The following is a 22327-nucleotide window of genomic DNA, read 5'->3' on the forward strand; positions in this document are numbered from 1 at the left end:
TCCAGATCTAAAGCAAAAAACGGCCAATGGCTTTCACCATCGGCCGCGAGCGCTTGAGCATGCTGGCGTTAGCGCGGGAAGTTGCCGCTCAGCGCATCCAGGCCGCCTTGGTAGATGCCGCTGAACAGGGCGACGGCCTCGTCGTCGCTGATGTTGACCGGCGTGAAGCTGCCCGACCATTCCACGCGCGCCACGTTGGCGTCGTCGGTGGCGTGTACCGACAGGGTGGACAGGTAATTCACCACCGGGAACGGCGCCTGCATGATGGAGTAGCTGTAGCTGCGTTGACGGTTGTCGAACGCTTCCAGCCGCTCGATAACGGTGCCGCCGTCAGAGGTCGTCAAAGTGCGCACGCGGCCGCCTTCAGAAACGACGCTTTTCGGAATGAACGGCAGCCAGTCAGGCAGGGCGTCGAAGCCGCCGATCAGTTGCCATACGGTGTCGGCGGATGCCGGGATGTTCATTGATACGGATGTAGTAGCCATTTTCTTTCTCTCTTAATATCGGTTTAGGGTACGGAATTACATTGCCAGGGTGTCGACGACGCCGCCGTCGACGCGCAGCGCCGCGCCGGTGGTGGCCGAAGACAGCGGAGACGCGAGATAAACGGCCAGGTTGGCCACTTCATCGACGTCCGCCGCGCGTTGAATGATGGAGCTTGGGCGTTCGGTTTTAACGAACTCGTCGGCTTGATCGCGCGCGCTGCGCCCGGATTTGGCCGCCGCTTCCGCCAGCATCTCCTGCAGGCCTTCGGTAAAGGTTGGCCCTGGCAGGATGGCGTTGACCGTCACGCCGGTGCCGGCGAGGCGTTTCGCCAGGCCGTGAGATACCGCCAGGTTGGCGCTTTTGGTCACGCCGTAGTTGATCATGTCCGCCGGGATGGCGACGCCGGATTCGGACGACACGAAAATAATGCGTCCCCAGCCCTGTTCGGTCATGCTCTGCGCGTAGTGGCGCGCCAGACGCACGCCCGAGAGAACGTTGACGTTATAGAAGTGCATCCACTCGCTGTCGGGCACGGTAAAGAAGTCTTTATCGTTGAAAATACCGAGGTTGTTGACCAGCACGTCGGCTTTCGGCTCCGCGGCGAACAGGGTCTCTGCCCCTTGTTCCGTGCCGAGATCGGCGACCACGCCGCGTACCTGCGCGCCGGGCACGTTGGCGCTGATGTCGGCGATGGCGTTATCGACCCCGGCTTTCTGACGGCCGACGATCACCACGGTGGCGCCCGTTTTGGCAAGCCCGCGCGCGATGCCGAGACCGATGCCGGAGGTGGAGCCGCTGACGACGGCGACTTTGCCTGAAAGATCCAGTTTCATCATGTATATCACTCTGTCATGTGGGTAATGGGGCCGGGGGGCGGCCCCATAAAACTTAACGAATCGGCAGCGGCGCGTTGTCGGCCACCAGTTTCTGACGGCGCATCTCCACCCAGAACTCAGCCGGGATCACTGCATCCAGCGCAGCCAGATCTTCGGCCATGCGGCCAGGACGGCTCGAACCGGGGATCACGGCGGCGACGGCCGGGTTAGCCAGCGCAAACTGCAGCGCGGCGGCTTTGACGTCTACCTGGAAGCGAGCGGCGATCGCTTTGATTTTCGCGACTTGCTGGCGAATAGCCGGGGACGCTTTCTGATATTCGAAATGTTCGCCGCCGGCCAGCACGCCGGAGCTGTATGGGCCGCCGACGACGATATCGACATTCTGTTCCAGCGCTTCCGGCATCAGGCGTTGCAGGGCGCGTTCGTGATCCAGCAGGCTGTAGCGGCCGGCCAGCAGGAAGGCATCCGGTTTCGGCTCATCAAGCGCCAGCGTCAGTTCGCAAGGCTCGACGCGGTTGACCCCGAGGCCCCAGGCTTTGATCACGCCTTCGTCACGCAGGCGGGACAGTGCGCGGAAGGCGCCGGTACGGGCGATATTGAACTGTTCCAGCCAGCTGTCGCCGTAGAAATCCTGAGCGACGTCGTGGATCCAGACGATATCCAGACGGTCGGTTTTAAGACGCTTCAGGCTGTGTTCAATGGAGCGAAGCGTACCGTCTTCCGAGTAGTCGTTCAGGATCTTGTTTTTCAAACCGTGTTCGAACAGGCCGCCTTTCTCACCCAGATCGCGGGCGGCGGGATCTTCCATTTCGTCCAGCATGATGCGGCCCACTTTGGTGCTCAGCACGAACTCATCGCGTGGATACTGAGAGAGCGCTTCGCCCATGCGAATTTCCGACAGGCCGGAACCGTAAAGCGGTGCGGTGTCGAAGTAGCGGATGCCCAAGTCCCAGGCGCTGGTTACGGTAGCCAGCGCTTCTTCTTCTGGAATGGCGCGGAACATATTACCGAGCGGCGCGCCGCCCAAACCGATCTTGCCGGGTAAAATATTTTTGATGCTCATGGTGAATCCTCAATACGTTATCTTTTCAGGGAAACTAGTGGGGCTCATACAGCGTCTGCCCCGTCACGAGGCTAAAGATAACTTGGCAAGTTGTGACTTGATAGGACATAATTTGTCTAAGTTAAGTCCTTTGAGGTCTCAAATGATCGATTTACGTCAGTTGAAATACTTTGTGGCGGTGGCGGAAGAAGAGCACGTCGGCCGTGCCGCCGAACGGCTGCACATTTCCCAGTCACCGCTGAGCCGGCAGATTTCCCAGCTTGAGGAGCGCCTCGGATTGATGCTGTTCGAACGCAATCAGCAGCGCATCCGCCTGACCGCCGACGGCCAGACGTTTCTGGCCGAAACCCGCGCGCTGTTGACGCACGCCACCCGGCTCGAGTCGCTTGGGCGCCGTCTGGGGCGCGGGGAAGACGGCGGGCTGTGCATTGGCTATATCGAAAATGCGATGCACTCCGGCGTCTTGTCGAACGCCTTGCGGTCGCTGCGGGTGTCCCGGCCGGATGTGCACATCGTGCTTTACAGCCAGCCTTCTTCCATGCAGCTGGAAGGGCTGCGGCAGCGTAGCCTGGACGTAGCGCTGGTCAATACGGCGCCGGATCGCGACGATCAGGATTTAGACTATACGCAGGTGTTGGACGATCGCATGCTGCTGGCCCTGCCACAGACGCATCCGCTGGCGGACAGGGAAACGCTGCAGCCGGCGGATCTCACCGATCAGGCCTGGATCTCGGTGATCCACAAAGAGGATGCCCATTCGCGCGACGACTTCGTGGCGGCCTGCGTGAAGGCCGGGTTCGATCCGGATATTCGACTGGAAGCGGGCGAGCCGCTGACCGCGCTGGGGCTGGTCGCCGCCGGGTTGGGGATGACGCTGATCCAGCACAGCTTGCGGCATAACGCGCCGCAGGGCGTGGTGCTGCGCGAACTGCCCTGGATGCAATACACCACGCAGCTGTGGGCAGTGTGGCACAAGGCCAACCTGCGCCCGCTGGTCACCCATTTCCGCGAAGTGATGTCGGCCGGGCCGGCCTGCCACTAACTGCGCGGCGGTGTCCGACCCGGATTGTGTCCGCTACGGTACAGCGCGCAGGGCGGCGACGATCGCCGCCAGCTCGGCGCGCTGCTCGTCTGCCAGCGCGGGCTGCGCCTGCGCCGCATTCTCCGCCAGCAAGGTCTGCAGGCCGATCAGCCAGTCATAGATATAAAACGCGGTATTTTTGGTCGGCGTCGGCGCCAGCCGGGTGAGCCGCTGCTGGCCGCTCCAGTCCACTGCCGGCTGCGGCGGCGGGGTAAAGATCGGCTGGCCGGGGTTGACGCGGCTCTCGGGGCGCGTTGCCGCATCGCGCCGCTGGAAGCCGAGCCAGGCGACGAAGTCGCCCAGCAGCGCCAACGCCTGGCTGATCTGCCGATCTTCCCCTTGTTCCGGCAGGCCGCCGGCGCACAGTGCGCGCTGCAGCTCATCATCGAGCTGCAGGCGGCAGGCGGCGCCGATCAGCGCATCGACCAACAGTTCGAGGTGCGGTTTGTCGACGCCGAGCAGGTCCAACAGCTGCCGGTTGTCCGGCAGTGCGCGCAGATGATTGATCCAGTCTGCGAAGATTCGCGCGGCAAAAGGCGATGCCGGTTGTCCGCCCGCCGCCGCGGGTTCTTGTGCGCCGAACAGATCGATATCCAGTCCGAACGGTGAAGGCGTCGCCGTCGGGGTCGGCGCGGCGTGCTGCTGTTGCTGATAGAGCTGGCGCAGCGTATCGCGCTGGGGCAACAATCGTTCCAGCAGTTCGCCGTGGCGGCCGGCCTGCGCCTGCAGCGCGCGCAGCAGCTGTTGGGCGCGTTGTTGGGTCGCGTGCGGATCGGCGGCGGTGAGCCAGTTGCCGAGCAGGCTTTCCGTCAGCTCGCGCTGCAACTCTTCGCGCAGCTCGAGCAAGCGCGCTTGCTTGTGGGCCGGGCGCGCCTGTGCGGCCAGGTAGTTCACCATGCGGCGGCAATCCTGCTCATCCAGCGCCAGCAGCGTGGCCCAGCTGTCACCGGGTTCGCCGACCTGGCGCTGAACGGCGTCGTCGGGGCGCGATTTGCCTTCCTGGCGTTGGTCGAACGGCGTGATAGCCCAGATTAAACCGGGCTTGCGGCGCTGGCGCAGCGCCGGGGTTTCCCCCTGGGTGTGGTCGACCCAGCCGGCGAGCGCCTGGCCGATGCGCCCAGCGTCCTGCGGTGTTGCGGCGGCATCGGTCACCAGCAGCAGGCTGGCATGCAGGCCGTCCGCACAGCGGGTCAGCAAATGGGCGCGCTTCGCCTGCTGCAGGCGCTGCGTCGGCTCTGCCTGCGGGCAGCTGCGGCTGCCGGGCAGGTCGATCAGGGCTACGTCGGCGGGCAGGCCTGCCTGCGACGCTGGCGGCAGGGCGGTGGTCACTTCAGCGGTCAGCCAGGCCAGATCGCTTAGCCCAATCTCCCGCTCATCGCCTTGTTCGGTCAGCACGGCGAACGCGGCGTTTTCCGGCGCGGTGCTCGCCGTCAGCAGCGCCAGCGCGCGGCGCGGAGCGTGAACCTGCCGGCTGCCGCCGAGGGCCTGCAGCGCGTGCGCCAACTGGCGATAACGCGCCGTCAGCGTCGGCTCCTCCCCCCACAGCGGCGCAAACAGGCGCGCGCGATCGTCGATGCTCAACTGCGGCGCCAGCGTCACCGCCTGCGGCCAGAAGTGCCTGTCCAGCGTGTGTTGTGCTTTGCCGCCGTGGCGGCGCAGGCTGTCCCACAGCGCCAGCACATCGTTGCCGTCAAGGCCGTCGACGGCGATCGTCTGGCGGTGGCGCGCCAGCGTCTGCAGATGGTCGGCGATCGCGCGGGCGTCCCAGTCCGGGCGGAAGCCGCTCATCGCCGCGGCGTCGAGCGTGATGGCCAGCCACTGCGCTTCATTGAGCAGGGCGAGGGCGATCGGATACTCGGCGGGGCCCGCTTCGGCCGCCGTGCAGTAGCGCACCGCGAGCGAAATGTCCGCGTTGAAGCGCTTTGCGCCCGGCGCCAGCGCCGCCAACAAATGGGCTTTGGCGGCGGCGTTGTGGCCATACAAACCGATGGCGAGCTGTGCAGGCCGGGTGTTTTCCAACCGGGCGGCACGGTTATGGCAACGGCGCAGACGCTGTATCAGGCGATCGGCCTCCCGCTCCAGGCGGGGGGATTGGCGGCGTGCGGCGTCTACCCAGTCGATCGCCTGCAATATGCCGGCGCTGAGCGCGTTATTCGGGGCCGCTGGGGCGAAGGTTTGTGTGTTCATCGTGGGTAAATGCTCCCGCTGTCTATCCAGTAGTGGGTCGCACCGGAGGCGCTGGCAGCCAGGGTATTGAGTTTCAGTTGCAGGTGGTGCGCCGGGACGGGGCTGCCGTCGGCCAGCAGCGCCTGCGCGATCTTGACGCTCTCAGCGCCCTGTTCGGCGCTGGCGGTGATGGCCAGCCGCAGACTGATCACCGCGTCGCCGGCCAGCTTGCGCGCCAGCTGGGCGTCATTGATGGTCAGCGTATAGAGCGGCGAGGCCGGCCAGCGTTCGTTGTCCAGCTGGCGGAAGCCCAAACGCAGCGGGCCGCGCAGCTGGAAGCTGCCGGCGGGATCGAGCGCGAAATCGGCGCGATCCAGATCGATGTCGCGGTAGTAGACGTTATCGTCCGCCAGCATGTTGTTGCCGTCCAGCATGCCCAGATAGCGAATGGTGGAATAGGGCTGGAAATCCCCGACGTTGAAGTAAAAGCTTTCCAGCCGTAGATCGATCGCCAGCAGGCACAGCATGGCGCCCACGGCGGCGGTGGATTTGGGATTGTCGATGCGGCCGCGTTTGTTAAACGGATACCAGCTGCGGGTGTGATAGCCCTCAAGCGGCAGAATGCGGCTGGCGGGCAGCGGCTGCAGGTGGCGCAGCAGTGCCTGTACGCCGGGGAAGCGCGCCGGGCGGCCGGTCAGCAGCAGTACGTCGCAGGTATACAGCGCCACCACTTCGGCCAGCAGGCGCAGACAGTGGCCGATGCCGATGCGATCGGACAAGAAGGCGGCGTGCAGGTCGGCCAGACGGATCACCAGCGGCGTGTGCAGGATATCGAAGGCGTCGCTGTCGGCTTCGCGTTGCACTTCGCCGTTGATAAACGCCAGCACCTGCGGCGTCGGCCGTTGCGGCAGCAGATCGCCGAGGCTGGCGGCGATTTCCGCGCGGCTGTCCAGCGGATCGTATTCTTCATAGGCACCGAGCAGTGCGCGCCCGGCGGGCATGAAAATCTGCAGCGCGGCCTGCTGGCGCAGGGTGGATAGCCCGTCCATGCGCCCTTCGTTGCCGAACAGCTTATCCATCAGCGCCGCTGCGGCGCTCACGCCGGCGGCCTCGACCGCCTGTTGTACGGCGGGCAGGACAAACTGCTGAATGATGTCCAGCAGGATGTCGTCGCCGGCGACCTTAAAGCCCTCACGGAACAGCAGGCGCGGATTGATTTTGATGTTGCTGCCCACGCCGTCGTCGAGTGAGTAGTGCGTTATCGCCAGATCCGTGGTGCCGCCGCCAATGTCGATAGAGGCGATGCGCAATGTCTTGCCGGCCTGTTCACCCGGCGCCAGCGGCCGATCGGGCCGCGCCATGGCGGCGAAGAAGGCATCGGTGCGGCCGGCGAAGTTCACCTGGGTTTCGTTGTACAGATAGACCATCTGGCCGCAGGTGGCTTCGTCCCACTCGATCTGCACCTGCGGCGCCGGGAAGCGGATGTGTTCGCCGTCGAACGGCGCATCCTGCGGGTGCCAGCCGAGGGCTTTCCACACCAGCCCGATCGCTTCCTGCATGCGGCGGCGGAAGAGTTCGCGCTCCGGCTTCGGCATCGCCGAAGGCAGCGTCAGAATGATGGCGCGCAGACGGCGCGGTGCGGCGGCGTTCGGCATGCGGCTGCGCTGGGCGATGCTGTTGATCTGCATCAGCGCCTGCGCCAACAGCTCGCTCAACATCAGGCTCATCACCGCACTGCGGCTGTAATGGGCGGCGAATACCGGCAGCCGTTGCGCCGTCGGCAGGGCGGACAGCGGTATGCCCTCATCGTTGATCAGCGTGGTCAACGGCGCGGCGGCGGCCATCGGTTCGTGCCGTTCGTTGAAGCGCCAGCCGGGCGCATAGCGCTCCTCATCCCACAGATAGCGGCGCGGGCTGGAGATGCCGGTGGTGCCTTCATGCCCTTCGCGTCGCTGCGCCAACTGCGCGGCTTCGCGGCCGACCCGGGTGATGGAGGGCCATTGGAAGGCGTCGTCGCGCCCGCTCTGGAAAGACAGATGCGGCTTGCCGAAGACGGCCTGAGAAAACTCCACCCGACTCTCGAACAGTTCGTTATAGACGCGATGCGGCTCGGACAGCGATCGCAGCTGCAGCTCATAGGTTTGCTTCAGGCCGTTGCTCTCTTCCGGATGGTCTTCGACCAATACGCCGCAGGTGTGGGAGTTGCCGACGTCCAGCACCAGATCGACGTCGATCGCCGGCTGTTGCAGCGTCGCAGCCGCCATTTTTATCTGCGGCACCGCCAGCTGATGGCCGAGCATGTGCAGCAGGTTGAGGTAGTGCGCCTGGTACTCGAAGGTTTTCAGCCCGGCGTTGATCTCCGCCTCGGCGCGCTGTTCCAGCTCGGTGGCGCGCTGGGTGAACGCCTCACGCAGCCAGCCGTCCACCCAGGTCAGATCGAGAAACTCGCCCAGTTCGTGATTGCGGTGCGCCAGCGCGAAGTTAAGGCCGGCGCCGAGATCGCTATCGCCCGGCGCCAGCGCTTCCTGGCCGGGCGCGGCGGCACGGGTGTCGAAGGCCAGCACCACGCGCAGCAGGTGACCGTCCTGATCCGGCTCATCCAACTGCACCACCTGCAGGCGCGCCCAGTTATCCGGGCCTGATAAAAACACGCCCGCCGGGGTGTGGCGCAGGAACGGCAACGGCAGCCAGAGCTTATCCAGCAGGCGCAGCGACTGCTGCAGCGGATAGCTGAACTCCGGCCGTACCACCTCGGCGGCCTGTCCGCCTTCGGCCGGCAGCTGGTATTTGCCGCTCTCGGCCTCCCATTGCAGGCGCAGCAACGGGCCGCTGGCGGTCTTGCGCACGAATTTGCCGGGAAACTCGGCGTCCAGCAGCGGCGTCAGGGCAAAGTCCAGAAACTGGATGCCGCTGTCCTGAATCAGCGTAATGCCGTGTTTGTAGTCCGTAAGGGGTGCCAGCATCATTTACTCTCGCGCTTGAACGTCATGGGATAGGTGGTGTCCGCATCGTAGCGGCCGGTGCACTCCGCCGCCCCGGTCTCGCCCTGGCGGCAGACGATTTCCGGGATCTGGTAGCGGCTGCCGTCGCTGCAGCGCGCCTTGGTTCGGCTGTTGATCACCAGATTGCCGGACTGCATCAGCCCGGCCTCGACCGCCACCCGGCAACTGACGCCGTCGCCGTAGGCGATGATGGCGTTGCCCTTGCCCGCGTTCAGACGGTATTGCAGGCTGGGGCGTTTGCCGGTGATCGGATCTTTCAGCGCCACCGTGGCGCGCCATTTGCCGTTAAGAAAACGGGTGGAACCGGCCTTTACCGCTTCGGGTGGCAGCACCAGGGCATTTTTGTCCACCGGCTGCGGGAGGACCGGCGCCGGTGGCGGCGGCATCAGCGTCGCGTGCGCCAGCGGCAAGTGCAGTTTTGGCAACGGTGCGGCCGCCTTCACCGGCGACGCCGGCTGTGGTTTTGCGGCCAGCGGTGCCGGTGAAGGCGCAGGCGGGGTCGGCGAACGGCCCAGCCAGCCGGCCAAGGCGCCGCCCAGTAGCAGCATGAGCGGCAATCCTATCCAGATAGCGCGGTGCCGGCGTGGGCGTGCGGCTACCGGGGGCGCGACGGTTTCGGCCGGGGTGGGCACCGGTTCAGGTTCTGCTGCCGGAGCCGGTGTTACCGGCTCGGCCATGGCCGGTTTGCGCGGGGTGGCGGCGATCGGCGCCGGTTTTTCCACTTCCGTTTCGGCAGGCCGCAGGCAGGCCAAAGGATCGTCCGGGCTCTGCGCCTGCGGTTTGATAAAGCCCCAAAAGGTCAGCACCGGCCGGTCGTCCACCAGATAGACGTGGTTGGGATCGGGGATATGCATCGCTTTGGCCAGCAGCGCGCCGAACAGGCGGTGGCTGGGGTGATCGGTCGCCTGGGTTTGTTCCGTCAGGCTGCGGAAGGTCGTCAGGCAGTGTTCCAGGTGGCGCACCGCCTGCGCTCGCTGGGCATCGCTCGCCGCCAGCCAGGAGGTGACCTTGCCGGGGAAGGGCGCATACCAGTCGATGCGGGTGCCGCTTTCGTTCGGCTGCGGGATCGCCAGGCAGTCGGCGGCCTGCTGCTGCCGGCGAAGGCGCAGGGTTTCCCGCAGCTGCTGCGCGCAGGCGTAGACCGGTTGCCCGTTCGCGCCTAAAGCCAGCACATCATCCAAACTGCCACTGCGTAAGAAGGGTTTCACCACGGCGCCGCACCTTGTCCTGTTCTACAAAAACGCATAAAAGTCCATGATACCGCGCCGACTGCGCCGCCAAACGGCCAAGGACAGCCCGAAAAACGCCCTTCTTTGGCGTTAGCGCCGCGCTTTGCTAACCGGTACAGCAAAAATCTCGCTATCTGGACCTGTCTCTGAACCGCTTTATCTGAAAAATAGAACGCAGCCCCTGCAAGCTGCGCTGGGGAACGATGTTCTCTTTCACTTATGGCATCGCCTCGCGGGTTGCCGATTTCGGTATGCCTCAGGCGTGCGGAGCGTTCGCATCATGGACAGCCAGTCTGAAAAAACTCTTGTGGTTACCTCTACCGTTCATCCCGCCGCCGGGCATTCGGCTCAGGGCTGGATGAACGGCTTCATCGGCATGATTATCTTCAGCGGCTCGTTGCCCGCCACCCGGGTGGCGGTGCTGGAGCTCGATCCGCTGTTTTTGACTGCGGTCAGGGCGGCGATCGCCGCCTTGCTGGCCCTGTGCGCACTGCTGCTTACCCGCCAGGCGCGGCCGACGCGGGCCGATTTAGCGCCGTTGCTGTTTGTGGCGCTCGGCGTGGTCATCGGTTTTCCGCTGCTGACGGCGCTGGCGCTGCAACACACCACCTCGGCGCACTCGCTGGTGTATATCGGCCTGCTGCCGCTGGCGACCGCCGGTTTTGGCGTTTTGCGCGGCGGAGAGCGGCCCAAGCCCGCTTTTTGGGCGTTTTCGGGCGTCGGCGCCGCGCTGGTGGGGGCCTTCGCACTGAGTCAGGGGAGCGGCGGCTCCTGGCTGGGGGATGCGTTGATGGTCGGGGCGGTGTTGCTGTGCGGTCTGGGTTATGCCGAGGGTGCGGTGCTGTCGCGCCGGCTTGGCGGCTGGCAGGTGATCTCCTGGGCGCTGGTGGTGGCGTTGCCGTTGACGCTGGCGGCCGCCTGGCTGGCGGCGCCGGCCGGATGGCCCGTGGTCAGCGGCAAGGCGTGGCTGTCGCTGGTTTATGTCTCGGTGTTCAGCATGTGGATCGGGTTTATCTTCTGGTATCGCGGCCTGGCGCAGGGCGGCATCGCCGCGGTTGGCCAGCTGCAGTTGCTGCAGCCGTTTTTCGGCCTGGCGCTGGCGGGCTGGCTGCTGCATGAGACCGTTCAGCCGATGATGATCGCCGTGATGGCCGGCGTGGTAGTTTGCGTGTTCGGTGCCAAACGTTTTTCCCGCTAGGCACCGTTGCGGGCGCAGGTTTGGATCACCTCTGCGAGCCGCTCCACCGCCTGTTGTACCTGGCGATCGGCATAACCGCCCAACCCCAGCACCAGCCCCGGTTCACCGTTGCCGGGTGCATACATCGGCGATACCGCCCGCAGCGCCAGCCCGGCTTGGTTGGCGCGCAGGGCGATCTGTGCGTCGTCGAGATCTTTCCTCAGCCACAGCACCATGTGCATGCCCTGATCGCAGGGCTGCACCATCGCCAACTCGGCCGGGATATGTGCGTTGATCGCCTCGATCAGCACCCGGCGTTTCTCGGCGTAGACGCCGCGCATTTTGCGGATATGCCGGTCGAGATACCCTTCGGCGATAAAGGCGGCCAGCACGTGTTGATCCGCGCTGGGCGGATGGCGATCCATCAGGATCCTGGCGCCGCAAAACGCGTCGACCAGCGGCGGCGGCACGATGGCGTAACCCAGCCGCAATGACGGGAACAGCACCTTGCTGAAGGTGCCGAGATAGAGCGTCCGTTCGGGTGCCAGCCCTTGCAGCGAGGGGAACGGATGACCGGCATAGCGCATCTCGCTGTCGTAATCATCCTCCACGATCCAGGCCTGCCGCTCTCTGGCCCAGGCCAGCAGGGCGCTTCTTTTCGCCATGCTCATCGGCATGCCCAGCGGATATTGATGCGACGGCGTGACAAAGGCGGCGCGGGCGTCGGCGGCCAGACGGATGCCCGCGGCGACGTCGATGCCGTCGTCGGCGACGGGCACCCTGACCATGCGGCGGTCGCGAAACAGGCTGTCGAAAATGGCGGTAATGCCGGCGTAGGCGGGGTCTTCTACCCAGGCGCTGTCGCCGGCGTCCAGCAGGATCTGCGCGGCCAGATACAACCCCTGCTGGGTGCCGGAGGTAATGAGGATTTGCTGCGGCGTGCAGTTCACGGAGCGGGAACGCCGCACATAGTCGCAGATGGCTTCGCGCAGCGGCAATGCGCCCAGAGGATCGCCATAGCCCGAAGGCGCGCCGGGGCCGCGTGCCCGGATGCGGTTGCCGAGCCGCCGCCAGACATCGTCGGGCGCGGTATCGCCGATCGGCACCGAGACGGTGAACGGCACCGGCGGCAGCGCCCGCGCCTGAGCGGCAAAGCGCGCCAGATGCTGCGCCTGTGAAGAAAGCGGCGCCGCCGCCGGCGGACTGACCTGTACGGTGGCGTGTGGCAGGCGGCGCGGCGCCTGATAGTGAGCAACTCGGGTGCCGGAGCCGGGCTGCGGTTCGAGAAAGCCTTCCGCCGTCAGTTGGGCGAACGCCTCCAACACCGTGCCGCGCGCCAGATTCAGCGCCGCCGACAGCCGGCGCGTCGAGGGCAGCAGATCGCCCGCTTTCAGATCGCCGCGGTGGATGGCCTGACGCAGAGCCTGCGCCAGCTGGTGGCTAAGCTGACCCGCCTGGCGATCGAGCTCGCCGAGGGCGGGAACGTCAACGACTTTGGCTGTTCTGGGCATGAGTTCCGGTTCGCTTTACGGTGTGAAAATAGACATTCAGAGTAAACCGCTTTTGCCCTGTGCGCTATGCGCCATGCAAGATTGAAAAAAGAACGCGCGCTCGGCGCTACGGCGCTTATGCTTTTGGCTACGACGACGTTTTTTGCACGGAGATCGCGCGTATGCACCTCATTCTTGCACCGAGCAATCTGGGCCTGCGGCCGTTGCGGCCCGGCCATGTGCCCGGCGTCTGGCGGGCGCCGCAGGCGCTGATGGCGCAGCGGCTGGTGGAAAGGCTGGCGGCGAGCGCGGTCAGCACCTTGCCGCAACGGCCTTATTCGCCGCTGGCGCAGCCCGGCACTCGCATCCGCAATGGGCATGCTATCCGCGCCTTCAATCTACAGTTGGCGGAGGCGGTTGCTGCTGTGCAGGGGCAAGGAGACTTTCCGTTGGTTGTCGGCGGCGACTGTTCGATCCTGTTGGGGGCGCTGGCCGGGGCGCGCCGGGCGGGGCCACTGTCGCTGGTGCATATCGATGGTCACAGCGACTTTCGCCACCCCGGCAACTACGATACGGCACAGATGCTGGGTGCGGCGGCAGGGATGGATTTGGCGCTGGCGAGCGGCCGCGGCGAGCCCCTGCTGACGACCTGGCCCGGCATCGCGCCGCCGCTGGTGCCGGAACGGCAGATTGTGCAGTTGGGGGAGCGCGAAAACCGGGATGCAGACTTCGCCTGGCCGGATATTGCGCAGACGGCGATCGAGCGCATCGACGTTTTTACCGCCCATCAGATCGGCGAGGCGGAAATTGTCCGGCGTATCGAGCGGGTATTGGCCGCGCAGCCGCAGTGGCGTTTCTGGCTGCATTTCGACGTGGACGTGCTCGACCAAACAGTGATGCCGGCGGTCGATTCGCCGGGGTCACCCGGCATCGATCGGCAATGGCTGGAGAATATCGGCGCGCGTCTGCTGCAAAATCCGCTGTGCTGCGGCATGACGGTGACGGTATTCGATCCCGATCTCGACCCCGCCGGCCATTATGCGGCGCTGCTTGTCGATATATTGGCGGCGATGTTTCGGATCAACCATACATAATGTCACCAGGCTTCTAATGGGGTGACATCATGCATTGATGACTGGCGGCGGACTTGAAATAAGGCTCATGGCAGAGGTTCTGATGACGGCTTTTGTGTTTTAACCGCAGAGGTGCCGTGGCTGTTTGGAATTGGCTGGTGACAGAGCAGGCCTAACGTCAAAGATGAGGTGCACGTTAATATCAGATATCGCGCTGCGAAACACTTTAGGTTGCGCCCGGCGCCGTCCGTATCAGCTGGTTGCGATATTCCCCTTGGCCTTCGGCAGCGATTGGCCGAACAAGCCTACATATTTTCTTAAAATTAAGTTAATCCCTAAGTCTGATATGCTTAAAATTATATTTTTTTCCTATCTTAGCGATATTAAAACCTATTTATAGATAATTAATAAGTGTTTTATTTTAACTTTAAATTAATTTTAAATATATAAAACTATTTTGAATTGTTTTTGTGTATTATATGTCTGTGCTATAAAAATACAGGTTTCATTATTAATATTAATTTAAATGATCATGATTAATCATGTTTTCAACATAATAAGAGAGGAGGTGAAGAAGGGCTTGAGGTGCTTAGCTCAGCTGATCAGATCTATTCTGCGTGTTTTTGAAGTTTACACCTGTTTTTTTTAAAAATGCAGGATTTAAAACTCATGTTTTGATGTTGGTGATAATTGAGATTTTTCTCTTGGGTGGAGAGAATGATGGCATAAAACGCTGGCTACTTGTCATTATCATGGCGGTAATCTCTTATTATGTCTCTCCATTGTCCTGAAAACTGATTAATTTAAGGGGATTGCCCAAGAGGTTTCTGAATTTATAATGATCTATAGACATTATGAATCTAAATGATGCGACTTTACTTTCTTTTTTATCCAGGGAATCTTGATGATGGAACGCCATCTGTTCGGTTTTATCATAGATAACGATATTCAGCTGGATATCGCCAATAAAAGGTTGGTGAGAATAAAATCTCTGGCGCCGGAGAAATGGGTTCACTTTAGCGCGGTGACGTTAAATGATGCCATGATGCGCCTGCTGGTGTTTTTGTTGCAGCATCATGGTAACGGCCAGAAGCTCACTAAAACGGAAATACTGAGAAAGGTTTGGGATGAAAACAGTTATGCCTCATCCAGCCAAAAACTTTGGCAAACTATTAAAGAACTCCGGCTAAGGCTTGATGTGATAGGTTTGCCGCATGACTTCATTATTAATGTGAAGGGGGCGGGTTATGCTCTCAATAACCCTGTCGTTACGCCTTTATTCTACAGCTAATGGCGTAATAAAAATACGCATGTCGATATTCTCGTTCCTGTTGAGCGTGACATATGGAAATGGCAGGCAATAGAGTGCGTGATATTTAAAATAATCAGGAGTCTATATGAAAAAGTCCTCTGCGATATTGTTCGCTTTGCTGGGTTTGCCCGGCCTGGTAAGCCAGGCTCTGGCAGCCAATAACGGGACAATCAACTTTAGCGGTACCGTGACCTCGATGACCTGCGACGTGCGGCTGAATGGGCAGGAAAATGAAAGCGCCGTTCTGCTGCCGCCTGTCAGCCAAGAGCAGCTGAAAACGGCGAGCTGGACCGCCGGCCGTACGGCGTTTGAGCTGAAACTGAATAATTGCCAAGGGGTGATGAAGTCTGCAGCCGCTTACTTTGAGGCCGGTGCAGGGGTCGATTCGAGCGGACGTTTGCGTAATACGGGTTCGGCGAGCAATGTTGTATTGCAGTTGCGTGAGGGCTCCGGCTCTTTTAATCCGATCGTCGCGGGTAACCCAAGCCAGATAGCGAACGCCACTTACTACGCCATTCCCTCCACCGGCATCGTCACTCTGCCGTATGTCGTTGAATACTACTCCATGGGCGTGGCGAGCGCAGGCTCGGTAGTGGGCAGCGTCGTGTATTCCCTGCAGTACAAATAACCGTTTATCAGGGGGGCTCTCCCCCCTGTATTCCCAATAGTGATTGGAGCGATGATGAGCATCAAGCCTCGTATTTTTGCGCATGCAATTTTTCTGGCGATTATTGCCTCTTTTTCCATGATGGCTTCCGCCAGCGTAGTTATTCATGGGACACGGGTAATTTATTTATCATCGGATAAAGAAGTTACGGTGAAATTAAATAATGTGGGCAAATCGCCGGTACTCATTCAAAGCTGGGTTGATGCCGGCGATCCGACGGCGAAGCCGGAAAATATCAATGTGCCTTTTATTTTGACGCCGCCGATTAATCGAATCGATGCCGGTAAAGGGCAGACATTGCGCCTGAGCTACACCGGGGCGCCGTTGCCGACGGATAAGGAGAGTGTTTACTGGCTTAACGTGCTGGAGATCCCGGCTAAAAAGCAGCTTAAAGGTGATGAAAATCTGCTGCAAATGGCCTTTCGCTCGCGCATCAAGCTGTTCTTCAGGCCGGCGAGCCTGAACGGCGACGCCAATGAGGCGGCAACAACATTGAACTGGTCCGCGACACCGGGCGGCGTCACGGCGACTAACCCAACGCCGTATTTCGTTTCGCTGGTCAGCCTTGCCGCCAATGGTAAGGAGATTGAGGGGCAAATGGTCGCACCGTACTCCTCGTTGGCGTTCAAAGGCATCAGCGTCGCGGCGGGAAAAACGCTGAGTGTTGAATTCGTCAATGATTACGGCGCCGTCCATAAATTCGATGCCATGGTCAAGTAAGCGAGTAGTTGCGGCTGACGGGGAGAGAGACATGACCGGAGAATTCAGCGCCGCGTGCGTTAATCGTAATAGCTCATGGCGCTTAACGCCGGCGGCACTGTGCGTGATTGGGGCATTAAGCGGCCCTGCCGGTGCCGAGAGCATCGAGTTCGATTCGTCATTTCTCTATGTAGGTGAACGCAGTGAAGTCGATTTAACGCGGTTTGCCCGCGGGGCTTCAGGGCTGGCCGGAAAGCATCGAGCGGCGGTTTATATCAACGGCGAAGGCATCGGCACTAAAGAGATTGAGTTCAAAACCCGCGCCGATCGCAGCCTGTATCCTTGCCTGACGGCGGATATCGTCGAGGGGATAGCGTTTAACGAGGCTGCGTTGCCGAAGGCTCCGCTGACGCAGCAGGGTGCGTGTTTTGATCTGCCGCAGCAAGTGCCTGATGCGCAGATGAATTTCGACAGCGGCGAGCAGCGGCTGGATATTGTGATACCGCAAATTTATATGCGTAGAACCGCGCGTGGCAGCGTTGATCCCGCGCAATGGGACAGCGGCGTCGCGGCCCTGTTTCTGAATTACAACCTGAACGGTTATTCCAGTTCGTCGCGCGGAGCGGACTACAACTCCTTCTATGGCGGCTTGTCCGGCGGCGCCAACCTGGGCGCCTGGTATCTGCGGCATAACGGCGCTTATCACTGGACGCAGAACGGCGCGTCCGACTACGCCAGCATCAATACTTACCTGCAGCGCGATATTCCCGCGTGGCAGGGCCGAGGCGTTATCGGCCAATCGAACACGACCGGCCAACTGTTTGACACGTTGCCGTTTAGCGGCGTTCAGCTCGCCAGCGATGAACGGATGTTGCCGGAGTCGCAGCGCGGCTATGCGCCGGAAATTCACGGCATCGCCAGAACCAACGCGCAGGTGACCGTGCGGCAAGGCGGACAGATTATCTATCAGACCACGGTGACCCCCGGGGCGTTTGTGATCGACGATCTGTATCCCACCGGCTATGGCGGCGATCTGGAGGTTACGGTGCGTGAAGCGGATGGCGCGCAGAGCGTGTTCAGCGTGCCGTACGCGGCGGTCACCCAACTGCTGCGTCCGGGGGCCGATCGTTACGAAGCGGTGTTGGGCAAAGTCGACAGCGACTCGCTGCGGGAAAAGCCCTGGCTGTATCAGGCGACTTACCAGCGGGGGCTGACCAATGGATTGACCGGTTACGGTGGTCTGCAGGCCGCCAAAGAGTATCAGGCCATGCAGCTGGGTGCCGCGTTCGGCACCTCGTTGGGCGCGGTGGGGTTTGACGTGACTCAAAGCGCCAGCCGACTGAACCGCGAGCGGCGCCAGAGCGGGCAGAGTTATCGGCTCAGCTACAGCAAGGTAGTCAATGAAACCAACAGCAGCCTGTCGCTGGCCGCCTATCGGTTTTCGACCTCGGGCTACATGGACTTGATGACCGCCATGCAAACGCGTGAGCGCATGGCGCAGGGCGAGGGGGAAAACGCCGTATCGCGCACCAAGCATCGTCTGACTTTCTCTGTGGCTCAGGGGCTGGCCTCCGGGTGGGGACAGCTTTATGTCAGCGGCTCGCTGCAGGATTACTGGAACGGGCGAGGACGCGATAAGCAGTATCAGTTGGGTTACAGCAACAGCTATCGTTCGATGACTTATGGCCTGAGCGCGGCGCGCAGCCAGGCGAGCAACGGCCTGGCGCAAAACAGCTTTTTGCTGAATATCAGCCTGCCGTTGGGGCGCCGCGACAACGCCGGCACACCGCAGCTGCGTCTTGGTCTGGCGCACGACAGCCACGGGGCGACGAGTCAACAGGCGGCGATTTCCGGCAATTCAGGCGCCGCCAATCAGTTCAGCTACGGTCTGAGCGCGATGAACGCCAATCGCAATGGCGCCAGCGGTTCGTTGAACGGCCAGTATCGTGGCCAAACGGCGCTATTCAGCGGTTCTTACAGCGCAGGCGAAGGTTATCGCAGCGCCTCCGCCGGCCTCAGCGGCACCCTGGTGGGGCATGCCGGCGGCGTGTCATTCAGCTCTTACGGTTCTGAAACCTTTGCGCTGGTGGAGGCGAAAGGCGCCGAAGGCGCCGGTGTCTCCAGCTATCCGGGAGTTGCTGTCGATGCACGCGGTTATGCGTTGGTGCCTTACCTGAACCCGTATCAACTCAATGAAATCAGTCTGGATCCCAAAGGCGCCGCGTTTGATGTCGAACTGGAAACGACAACGCGCAAGGTCGCGCCCTATTCCGGCGCGTTGGTCAAAGTGAAATATAACGCGCGAAAAGGAACGCCAATCCTGATCGAAACCCTATTTGCAGGGGCTCCAGCGCCGTTCGGCGCCGAGGTGCTCGACAGTGACGGCGAGGTGGTCGGCGCGGTGGGGCAAGGGGGCGTCATCTATGCGCGGGTCGGGCGGGATAAAGGGACGCTGCGTGTCCGCTGGGGGAGTGGCGGGGATAAACAATGCCGCCTGAGCTACATGTTGATGCCGCAACAGCAGAATACGCCACAGGCGTTGCAACGCTTTAAAACGCTCTGCCGCCGGCATGCCGGGGCGGAAAAATCGAGCGTTCTTAGTTAAAAACAAACCGGCGGCGCCAGGCGCCGACACTGAATGAGAGGTATCCGCGTGAAGCTGCGACACACCCACTTTATCTGGTTGGCTTGCGTTATGTTAACGCTGACGCTGGTCAAATCGGCACGGGCCGGCTGTGATTATATGGCGAACTCCGACTTGAAAAGCACGCTGTATGTGAACGCGCCTTTTGTTTCCAGTCATCTTACCGTGGGGCCGGATGTGCCTGTCGGCACGGTATTGTACTCGCAAAATTTTAATCCGGCGTTCAGGACGGTCTGGGTCGAGTGTACCGAAGAACAGAGATTCGTCGGCACCTACATCAATCATGAAACGCTGCCGCATCCGCTGTCGCCGTGGAGCGGCAATTTCGGCAAGGTTTATGAAACCGGTTTGCCCGGCGTTGGCGTGTTTATTGACAATTACGATCTCGATTACGCGTTGCCGATGATTTCGGGCGGTACGGGGGTGTTGCGCTACCATGGATGGTCGGCGAACGGTTACAAGTATCGCATTCGGTTGATTAAGATCGGTGACGTGCAACCTGGCATTATTACCGGCGACGATCTGCCCTGTTGGGTCAACAAGATTGGCCCGCTGGCCGAACCTATGCTGGCGATGAAGATCTGTTTTACCGGCGCGATTAACGTCGTGTCGCAGAGCTGCACTACGCCGGATGTGTTTGTCGCCATGGGCAAATATGACATGGGGCGGTATTTCCGGGGCAAGGGGAGCGTGACTGAATGGCAGGATGCGTCGATTCGCCTGCTGAACTGCCCGAAGTTTTACGGCAGCGCGGAGACCTATTATTCCCGCGATGGCGATAGCGGCACGACCAGCACGACCGCCAACAGCTTGGCGCTTTCGCTGACGCCCAACACGGCGGTGATTGATGACGTCAACGGCATCATGGGGCTTAAAGACGGCAGCGGCAGCGCCGGCGGAGTCGGCATTCAGTTGGCTTATGGTGCATCATCCCCGCGGCCGGTGCAGTTCTCGCGGGAGATCAACGTGCCGCTTTCCCCTGCAACGCCCACGTCTTTCAGCATTCCGTTGAAGGCCCGCTATATTCAAACCGAGCCTACGGTCACGCCGGGCGCCGCCGACGCGACCGTCACTTTCAACATCAATTACTATTGAACCGGCGGGGCGGTTAATTCAGCCCCCGCTGATTGAGCAGCACCTTATTCAACTCGCTGTTTTTACGCACGTTCAGCTTGCGCATCGCCGAGCGTTTATGGGCGCTGATGGTTTTCTGGCTGCGTTGCAGCAGGCCGGCGATGCTGCAGGCGGACATGCCGCTGCTCATCAAACCCAGCACCTTTTTCTCGCAGTGGCTGAGCGCGGCGATGCGGCAAGCCTGGCATTTCCACATGCCGGCGGCGTGCAGCGCCACCCACGGGTGCTGGATGAACTTTTCCAACGCCATCTGCAGCTTGAGGCGGATGGCGTAGGCCGAATCGCGCCGATGGATGCTGAACAGCGGCGGCGAATTTTTTACCTGTTGCTGGGTCGCGTCGTCGAGGATCAGCAGGGTCAGCTGCCGTTGGCGCGGGGTGCCGTAGGGGCTTTGATAGCAGCTGGCGCAGCCCCAGCGCTCTTCCGGCGTGCGAAGCACGATTTCGATGTTATCCAATGCCTGCAGCGCCAGCGGCGAGAACTGCGGGTACAGGCGATGGCATTCGTTCAGGGAGTGCAGATAGTCCTGCAGCAGCAGACGCAGCCCCTGCTGGTAGAAGTTATCGCTGTCGAACAGCGTGAAGCGAATATCTGGCATGGGTACCTCCTTAAAAGGCCGCGCCGGAGCGAACGGTGACGGCCAATCGCCGGCGATTGCGCGCCGGTCGTTTTCCTGATTTCCCTGGGAAGGTGCGGGGCTTATTGGTACGCCAGCACAAAATTGGCGACGGACGTGAATTCGCCTTCGGTAATGCTTTGGTTTTGAATCGCGCTGGGCCGCCCCTGCACATAGGCGGTGAAGTTCAGGCTGTTGGGGCCGTTTTGCAGCGCGACGGCGCTGGTGGCCTTGTTCAAATCGATGTCCGCGCCCTGATGATCGAACAGGGCGATGGCGGCGCCGTTCGCGCCGTTGTTGATCGCCAGCTTGCCCGGCAGTTCTCCGTCTTCGGTGCCGCTGAAGGTCACGCTGACGGATTTGAACACCGTGGTCTTGCAGTCGGTCAGCTTGATGCTGAACGGCACCGGCGTGGTATGGCCGTAGCGGTACAGGGTTTTGACGATCACCGTGCCCATCTCCACCAGTTGATCGGCGGACTGCGGTTCGATATTGCACGGGCGGCTCACCACGGTGCCGTGGAACTGCACCGGTGCGCCGATAAGCTCGGTGTTCGCCGCTGCCGGCATGACGGCAACCCACCAGGGCGCGCAGACCAGCAGCGTTAAAGCGCGTAGACGCATTTTTTCGTTCCTCCCTCGGTTACTGGAATGCCGCCACGATGGTGGCCGACGCGTTGAATTCCCCTTCACCGATCTCCGTGCCGCCGTTGGCGAACGGCGCCGCCACCAGGTTCCAGGAACCGCCGTTGCCGATGTTCGGCACCGGATAAAACTCATTCGGGATGACCAGCTGGCCGTTGTGGGTCAGCCGGATGCCGAGATCGTTCTTGTCGGTTTTGAACACCTCGTTGCTGAAGGAGGCCGCCGTACCCGACACCGCCAGCTTGATGTTCAGCGTGCCGTCCTCGAAGCTGCCGCCCTCGCACTGGAAACGCACCGGGATGCTTTGCGGGTAGTTCGAGCCGTTGAGATCGCTGCCGCCGATCTCGCCGAACTCCACGTTGATCAGCTGGCCTTCGTTCACCACGCATTTATCCGGCACATAAAGGATCGCGGACTGGATAAACACCTGCGCCATCGGATTAGGGCCGAAGCCGCCGTCGGTCGAGCCGAGACGGCCGTACATCTCGATGATCTGCCGATCGTTAATCTCGACGCCGTTGATGATCTTCTTGCGCACCCGGAAGGTGATGCGGCCTTTTGAACCGCTTTCATAGTTGTTGACCTGCACATAAGGCGGTGAGCAACTGTGATTGGGATACTCGTTGGATTCGTTGTAAAAAGGCACGGTGACATAGGCCTTCTTATTACCTGCAATCCACACTTCGGCTTTTAAATCCAGGAAGTCGTTCAACTGTAGGAAGCCGTTGCCGTAGTCAGAGGGGGGCAGCGCCGAATCCGACTTGTAAAAGTGCGGGCTTCGGGGGATCGGCGTATCGCAGTAGGCCTTGCCGGTATAGGTACCGCCTAATGAATAGGGAAACTGTTTGGTGAACCCCACCTGGTTGGTGATGTTGCTTTGATTGAGGTCGATATAGAACTGTTTCGGCCCGCCGTCCGGCGTGACATAGCCGTTGGCCCAGGCGGCGGGGGCCGCCAGCGCGATCGCCAGCGGCAGGCAGAGTTTGGTCAGTTGAGTTTTCATTGCGT

At 61.4% G+C, this 22327-nt stretch carries 18 protein-coding genes; 8 read left to right on the top strand and 10 right to left on the bottom strand.

From position 1 onward, the window contains the following. Nucleotides 1-68: 68 nt before the first annotated feature. From AC6BYQ_RS18450 to AC6BYQ_RS18460, 3 genes are read right to left on the bottom strand one after another with little or no spacing between them, the layout of a single operon-like run. On the bottom strand, nucleotides 69-485 hold the full coding sequence (locus AC6BYQ_RS18450) for an SRPBCC family protein (RefSeq protein WP_498057325.1): 417 nt from the start codon (nucleotides 483-485) through the stop codon (nucleotides 69-71). 36 nt (nucleotides 486-521) lie between these two features. Beyond that, nucleotides 522-1319 carry an SDR family NAD(P)-dependent oxidoreductase gene (locus AC6BYQ_RS18455; protein ID WP_498057366.1) on the bottom strand — a complete coding sequence of 266 codons (798 nt, stop codon included), beginning with the start codon at nucleotides 1317-1319 and terminating at the stop codon, nucleotides 522-524. Nucleotides 1320-1374: 55 nt separating this feature from the next. Beyond that, complete coding sequence (locus tag AC6BYQ_RS18460) at nucleotides 1375-2385, bottom strand: aldo/keto reductase (protein WP_498057326.1); 1011 nt, start codon at nucleotides 2383-2385, stop codon at nucleotides 1375-1377. Between the two features lie 142 nt (nucleotides 2386-2527). Between AC6BYQ_RS18460 and AC6BYQ_RS18465 the strand changes: the two genes are divergently transcribed. Beyond that, nucleotides 2528-3427: a LysR substrate-binding domain-containing protein gene (locus tag AC6BYQ_RS18465; protein WP_015379354.1), complete on the top strand. Its 900-nt coding sequence runs from the start codon at nucleotides 2528-2530 to the stop codon at nucleotides 3425-3427. A 33-nt stretch (nucleotides 3428-3460) separates the two neighbouring features. Here the strand turns inward: AC6BYQ_RS18465 and AC6BYQ_RS18470 are convergent, their stop codons facing one another. Genes AC6BYQ_RS18470 through AC6BYQ_RS18480 form a run of 3 tightly spaced genes read right to left on the bottom strand, consistent with a single transcriptional unit; the run spans nucleotide 3461 to nucleotide 9845 of the window. Next, on the bottom strand, nucleotides 3461-5653 hold the full coding sequence (locus AC6BYQ_RS18470; protein WP_498057327.1) for a virulence factor SrfC family protein: 2193 nt from the start codon (nucleotides 5651-5653) through the stop codon (nucleotides 3461-3463). Further along, on the bottom strand, nucleotides 5650-8595 hold the full coding sequence (locus AC6BYQ_RS18475) for a virulence factor SrfB (RefSeq protein WP_498057367.1): 2946 nt from the start codon (nucleotides 8593-8595) through the stop codon (nucleotides 5650-5652). Before AC6BYQ_RS18475 ends, AC6BYQ_RS18470 begins: the two co-directional genes overlap by 4 nt. Further along, entirely contained in the window at nucleotides 8595-9845 is a 1251-nt protein-coding gene (locus tag AC6BYQ_RS18480; RefSeq protein WP_498057329.1) for an SrfA family protein, read from the bottom strand. The genes AC6BYQ_RS18475 and AC6BYQ_RS18480 overlap by 1 nt, the downstream gene beginning before the upstream one ends. A gap of 298 nt (nucleotides 9846-10143) precedes the next feature. Between AC6BYQ_RS18480 and AC6BYQ_RS18485 the strand changes: the two genes are divergently transcribed. Beyond that, entirely contained in the window at nucleotides 10144-11061 is a 918-nt protein-coding gene (locus AC6BYQ_RS18485; protein ID WP_498057330.1) for a DMT family transporter, read from the top strand. Here the strand turns inward: AC6BYQ_RS18485 and pdxR are convergent. Next, a complete protein-coding gene (gene pdxR / locus AC6BYQ_RS18490) occupies nucleotides 11058-12551 on the bottom strand; it encodes a MocR-like pyridoxine biosynthesis transcription factor PdxR (RefSeq protein ID WP_498057331.1) in 1494 nt (497 codons plus the stop codon). The genes AC6BYQ_RS18485 and pdxR overlap by 4 nt on opposite strands. Before the next feature lie 161 nt (nucleotides 12552-12712). Here pdxR and AC6BYQ_RS18495 point away from each other — a divergent pair, with 161 nt between their 5' ends. The 6 genes from AC6BYQ_RS18495 (at nucleotide 12713) to AC6BYQ_RS18520 (ending at nucleotide 20020) form a co-directional block, all read left to right on the top strand. Further along, nucleotides 12713-13624, top strand: coding sequence for an arginase family protein (locus tag AC6BYQ_RS18495; RefSeq protein WP_498057332.1), 912 nt, complete (start codon nucleotides 12713-12715; stop codon nucleotides 13622-13624). Between the two features lie 883 nt (nucleotides 13625-14507). Continuing rightward, nucleotides 14508-14894, top strand: coding sequence for a winged helix-turn-helix domain-containing protein (locus AC6BYQ_RS18500; protein ID WP_498057333.1), 387 nt, complete (start codon nucleotides 14508-14510; stop codon nucleotides 14892-14894). A 106-nt stretch (nucleotides 14895-15000) separates the two neighbouring features. After that, entirely contained in the window at nucleotides 15001-15543 is a 543-nt protein-coding gene (locus tag AC6BYQ_RS18505) for a fimbrial protein (protein ID WP_498057334.1), read from the top strand. 51 nt (nucleotides 15544-15594) lie between these two features. Continuing rightward, nucleotides 15595-16302 carry a fimbrial biogenesis chaperone gene (locus tag AC6BYQ_RS18510; RefSeq protein WP_498057335.1) on the top strand — a complete coding sequence of 236 codons (708 nt, stop codon included), beginning with the start codon at nucleotides 15595-15597 and terminating at the stop codon, nucleotides 16300-16302. A 103-nt stretch (nucleotides 16303-16405) separates the two neighbouring features. Next, nucleotides 16406-18886: a fimbria/pilus outer membrane usher protein gene (locus tag AC6BYQ_RS18515; protein WP_498057336.1), complete on the top strand. Its 2481-nt coding sequence runs from the start codon at nucleotides 16406-16408 to the stop codon at nucleotides 18884-18886. A gap of 90 nt (nucleotides 18887-18976) precedes the next feature. After that, nucleotides 18977-20020 (top strand): fimbrial protein, encoded by a 1044-nt coding sequence (locus AC6BYQ_RS18520; RefSeq protein WP_498057337.1) that lies wholly within the window; start codon nucleotides 18977-18979, stop codon nucleotides 20018-20020. Nucleotides 20021-20033: 13 nt separating this feature from the next. On the opposite strand, the gene AC6BYQ_RS18525 is transcribed toward AC6BYQ_RS18520, so the two are convergent. The 3 genes from AC6BYQ_RS18525 to AC6BYQ_RS18535 all read right to left on the bottom strand — a co-directional run bounded on the left by AC6BYQ_RS18525 (nucleotide 20034) and on the right by AC6BYQ_RS18535 (nucleotide 22322). Further along, a complete protein-coding gene (locus AC6BYQ_RS18525) occupies nucleotides 20034-20657 on the bottom strand; it encodes a LuxR C-terminal-related transcriptional regulator (RefSeq protein ID WP_498057338.1) in 624 nt (207 codons plus the stop codon). Between the two features lie 101 nt (nucleotides 20658-20758). Beyond that, complete coding sequence (locus tag AC6BYQ_RS18530) at nucleotides 20759-21298, bottom strand: fimbrial protein (protein WP_019455216.1); 540 nt, start codon at nucleotides 21296-21298, stop codon at nucleotides 20759-20761. A gap of 19 nt (nucleotides 21299-21317) precedes the next feature. After that, nucleotides 21318-22322, bottom strand: coding sequence for a fimbrial protein (locus tag AC6BYQ_RS18535; RefSeq protein ID WP_198637109.1), 1005 nt, complete (start codon nucleotides 22320-22322; stop codon nucleotides 21318-21320). Nucleotides 22323-22327: the final 5 nt, after the last annotated feature.

The organism is Serratia sp. LTN-2 (genome assembly GCF_059740205.1).

What these genes read in the sequence shown, in the direction of transcription:
- AC6BYQ_RS18525 (WP_498057338.1), bottom strand. Translation starts at nt 20,657, where the DNA reads ATGCCAGATATTCGCTTCACGCTGTTCGACAGCGATAACTTCTACCAG.
- AC6BYQ_RS18505 (WP_498057334.1), top strand. Translation starts at nt 15,001, where the DNA reads ATGAAAAAGTCCTCTGCGATATTGTTCGCTTTGCTGGGTTTGCCCGGC.
- AC6BYQ_RS18530 (WP_019455216.1), bottom strand. Translation starts at nt 21,298, where the DNA reads ATGCGTCTACGCGCTTTAACGCTGCTGGTCTGCGCGCCCTGGTGGGTT.
- AC6BYQ_RS18520 (WP_498057337.1), top strand. Translation starts at nt 18,977, where the DNA reads ATGTTAACGCTGACGCTGGTCAAATCGGCACGGGCCGGCTGTGATTAT.
- AC6BYQ_RS18460 (WP_498057326.1), bottom strand. Translation starts at nt 2,385, where the DNA reads ATGAGCATCAAAAATATTTTACCCGGCAAGATCGGTTTGGGCGGCGCG.
- AC6BYQ_RS18535 (WP_198637109.1), bottom strand. Translation starts at nt 22,322, where the DNA reads ATGAAAACTCAACTGACCAAACTCTGCCTGCCGCTGGCGATCGCGCTG.
- AC6BYQ_RS18475 (WP_498057367.1), bottom strand. Translation starts at nt 8,595, where the DNA reads ATGCTGGCACCCCTTACGGACTACAAACACGGCATTACGCTGATTCAG.
- AC6BYQ_RS18455 (WP_498057366.1), bottom strand. Translation starts at nt 1,319, where the DNA reads ATGAAACTGGATCTTTCAGGCAAAGTCGCCGTCGTCAGCGGCTCCACC.
- AC6BYQ_RS18500 (WP_498057333.1), top strand. Translation starts at nt 14,508, where the DNA reads ATGATGGAACGCCATCTGTTCGGTTTTATCATAGATAACGATATTCAG.
- AC6BYQ_RS18450 (WP_498057325.1), bottom strand. Translation starts at nt 485, where the DNA reads ATGGCTACTACATCCGTATCAATGAACATCCCGGCATCCGCCGACACC.
- pdxR (WP_498057331.1), bottom strand. Translation starts at nt 12,551, where the DNA reads ATGCCCAGAACAGCCAAAGTCGTTGACGTTCCCGCCCTCGGCGAGCTC.
- AC6BYQ_RS18495 (WP_498057332.1), top strand. Translation starts at nt 12,713, where the DNA reads ATGCACCTCATTCTTGCACCGAGCAATCTGGGCCTGCGGCCGTTGCGG.
- AC6BYQ_RS18465 (WP_015379354.1), top strand. Translation starts at nt 2,528, where the DNA reads ATGATCGATTTACGTCAGTTGAAATACTTTGTGGCGGTGGCGGAAGAA.
- AC6BYQ_RS18485 (WP_498057330.1), top strand. Translation starts at nt 10,144, where the DNA reads ATGGACAGCCAGTCTGAAAAAACTCTTGTGGTTACCTCTACCGTTCAT.
- AC6BYQ_RS18510 (WP_498057335.1), top strand. Translation starts at nt 15,595, where the DNA reads ATGATGAGCATCAAGCCTCGTATTTTTGCGCATGCAATTTTTCTGGCG.
- AC6BYQ_RS18470 (WP_498057327.1), bottom strand. Translation starts at nt 5,653, where the DNA reads ATGAACACACAAACCTTCGCCCCAGCGGCCCCGAATAACGCGCTCAGC.